Source organism: Bacteroidota bacterium (assembly GCA_016213405.1).
GTDB lineage: Bacteria > Bacteroidota > Bacteroidia > Palsa-948 > Palsa-948 > Palsa-948.
In genome coordinates this window covers 1-3,468 of the sequence record JACRAM010000112.1, presented here as the reverse complement: position 1 = coordinate 3,468, position 3,468 = coordinate 1, and the positions used below count along the sequence as shown (strand labels likewise).

Annotated in this window: 4 protein-coding genes; all 4 read left to right on the top strand. The window is 40.3% G+C overall.

The annotated features are described in order from the left end of the window. Window positions 1–162 precede the first annotated feature (162 nt). Window positions 163–1,062, top strand: coding sequence for a T9SS type A sorting domain-containing protein (locus HY841_13365; protein ID MBI4931750.1), 900 nt, complete (start codon window positions 163–165; stop codon window positions 1,060–1,062). 165 nt (window positions 1,063–1,227) lie between these two features. Beyond that, entirely contained in the window at window positions 1,228–1,809 is a 582-nt protein-coding gene (locus HY841_13360; protein ID MBI4931749.1) for a hypothetical protein, read from the top strand. Between the two features lie 292 nt (window positions 1,810–2,101). After that, a complete protein-coding gene (locus tag HY841_13355) occupies window positions 2,102–2,311 on the top strand; it encodes a hypothetical protein (protein MBI4931748.1) in 210 nt (69 codons plus the stop codon). A gap of 633 nt (window positions 2,312–2,944) precedes the next feature. Further along, window positions 2,945–3,468 (top strand): HNH endonuclease (locus tag HY841_13350; protein MBI4931747.1); only part of this gene is annotated, 524 nt, incomplete at its 3' end.

Below are 3,468 nucleotides of genomic sequence, written 5' to 3'. Positions count from 1 at the left end.
GCACAGTGGGTAACAGCGGGCGTGCGCAATGCGGGTTTACTTTTTGAAAAAATGTTTTCAGTATTTAATTATATTTGTGCTGGCGGACAGCGAAGTGTTTTTTTAATCCCGCACTTCGCACGCCCGCGGAACGTTAGCAGCAACTCAAAACGACACGACAAAATGAAACGACTACTACTAATTTCAACTTTACTTTGGCTGACAACTTTTGCCATCGGACAGACCTTCGCTCCGACTGGTGCGAAATGGTATTACTCGGCTCAAGCAAACGGAGCAGCACCGCCAAATTCGGAATACTATCTTTATGAATCGCAACTGGACACTGTTGTCGGTGGACACTCTTGCAAGAAAATTTCCGTGACTTATTACAAATATCAAAACGGAGACACAGCATACCTTCCTCCTGTTTTTACTTATCAGTCAACAGACACAGTTTTTTATTACAATACAATTTATTCAAGGTATTTTCCGCTTTACATTTTTAATGTAGTGCAAGGTGACACATTGGTTTTTCATTCTCCAACTGTTCCGTTTAATCCTGCTGACACACTTTGGCAATCAGTTGTTGACTCTGTAACTTCTTTCATAGTCGGTGCTGACACATTGCAACGAGTTTGGACAACTGAACCAAACACAAACGCTTTTTCTTGGTGGGGAGGTTACATTGAGTTGCTTGGTTGTCCGTTCCTAATGCTTCCGCAACCTCACACAATTTTTCCTGAATGGGATGGACCAATGAGGTGTTACTCAGACAGCATTATCTCCTACAACTTTAATACTTTTCTCTGCGACTACCGACTGACAACAGGAGTAAATGAAATTGAAAATTCTTTTGGGCTTTCAATTTTTCCTAACCCGACAGATAATCAAATCAACATTAAGACAACTGACAGCAGACAATTTAGTTTCAAAATTTATAATTCATTCGGGCAGTTAATCAAGACAGGTATTCTTCACCAGACAACTTCTCTTTCCATTGACAATTTTAGTAGCGGACTTTACAGCATTGAATTCACGGCAGACAATAAAGTTCTCCGACAATGTTTCATCGTGGACAAATAAATGAGTATGCTGCTAACAGCAGGTTGGAGAAATGGCGGTTGACATTTGGAAAAAATGTTTTCTGCATTTAATTATCTTTGTGCTGTGGGACAGTGAAGTGCTCCGAACTCCGCCACTTCTCCAACCTGCAAAACGTTAGCACCAATTTCAAAAAACGACACGACAATGAGACAATTCAATTTACCGATAGCAGTTTCAAATTCTCATGTTCATTTATCAGAAGAGCATTTCAAAAAACTTTTCGGACAGACAGTAATTGAAAAAGCGGACAACATCGGGCATCCAAAATTCTTTACAAACAACCTGACAGTTACGCTTTCTGGACAAAAGGGAAAACTTGAAAATATAAAAGTGCTTCTCCCGTGTTCCAAAGACACTTTGGTTGAACTCAATCGGACACATTCGTATTTACTTGGCGTTAATCCTCCGCTTGCAGACGGAGAACTCACAGACGGATTTATTACTATCTCAACACCGACAGACAAAATCGAAGTAAAGAAAAATGTAGTTATTGAACGCAGACACATTGAAATAACAAAGGAACAAGCGGACAAATGGAATTTAACCAACGGGCAATTTGTTAAAGTATTCATTGACGGACAGCGTTCCCTGACTTTTAACAAAGTCGGAGTTAAAATAGTTGTAAAAATAAATCCATCATTTAACGGACGGTTAGAACTTGACCGTGACGAAGCAAATTCAGCAATGGTAAATCACGGTGACATTGCAACTATCATTGTAGGCTGACAGTTTCTTCGTGTGACAGTCCTTCATTGACAATTTCTTCCACGACAATTTTTCTCGTCAGACAGTTACTCTCTTCGTTGTAGCACATGTATCGGTGGACTGCCACGACAGAAGAAACTGGTGCTAACAGCAAGTTTGCTCTATGCGGGCAAAATCGTAAATTTGGTGTGCGGATTTCCTATGAAGCATTTGTCTTGCCGACAAATCCTTCTCCGAAAATCCGCACAGCGCAAACTTGCGGAACGTTAGCAGTTATGAAAAAAACTAACTTCGTGGACTTATCATCTGGGGTATGACGCGACAAAAACAAATTAACTTCATCAAACGACACGACAGTTTTTATCAGTTCGTGGACTTTGCGGGACACAATGACGAGCAACTTAGAAAAGTAGCACTCTCCGTAGACAGCAAACTGCAAGCCGACAGGCAGAAAAAGAAAAGTTCGCGGAGCATCGGCTCGACAACTTCGCAAACACGGACAACAAACAAAAAGAAAAAATAATTTAGCGGACAGTTGCGCAACTCTTATTCGCTGTTCATCGGCAGACAGCAACTCGCGGACACAGAAACAACAGAAATGAAAAACATATTCAGAAGAAAATCGGACAGCGACAAGCACAAAATGGAAATAGCAGACTACGCGCTTACAATTTTTATAGCGTTAATTATCATCGGACTACTTTTCTTTCTGACAGAAATCTTTTTCTAAACAGACAGCAGAGACAACTAAACAAAAAATAAAATCACGGTGGACAGCAACTCTTTTCATTCCGACAACTTTCTGCTCGTGGACAGTGACGCAGGAGAAAAATTCACAACTGCTAACATCAAATTTGCTCTATGCGGGCTGACGTTTAAGTTTAAAAATTTGTATCTTCGGTTTATATTTGTAATGGCAGACAAATTAGTTTTCATAAATCCCGCACAGCGCAAATTTGAGGAACGTTAGTTGCAATTGCAAAAAACGACACGGCTTCGTGGACACAGACGTAAGAAATGAAAAACATATTCAGAAGAAAATCGGACAACGACAAACACAAAATGGAATTTGCAGACTACGCTCTTGCAGTCTTTACAGCGTTACTTCTCGTTGGACTGCTTTACTGGTTGACAGAAATATTTTTCTAAACAGACAATGATGAAAGAACAATGGAAAGAATTTCCGCTCGGTTACAAATCTAAATTCCGCTACGCTGTTTCCAACCATGGACAGTTGTGCAGTTTCACAGATGACATCAGCCATGGACAGATTTTAAAATGTGGTACGGTGAAGGATTACAAAATCTTCCGCTACAAGATTCTCCGTGGACAGACAGCCATTTACAAACATATTTTCATACACAAACTCGTGGCGACAGTTTTTCTTCCCGACAATTCCGATAAACAAATTTACGTTCTGCACCTGGACTATGACAAAAGCAACAATCGCTTAGACAACTTGCAATGGGCGACAGAAAAGGAAATGAGAGAACATCATAAAAAGAATCCAGCAGTTGTGCGCGGGCATCTGCGGACAGTTGAGCGTATAAGACAGTCAGGCAAAGGACATAAACTTACAGCGACAAAAGTTCAATTTCTTAAAAAGAAACTTCTTGACCCAAACTACAAGACAAGTATGAAAATTCTCGCAAGACAATTTGGTGTTTCACAAATGGCGCT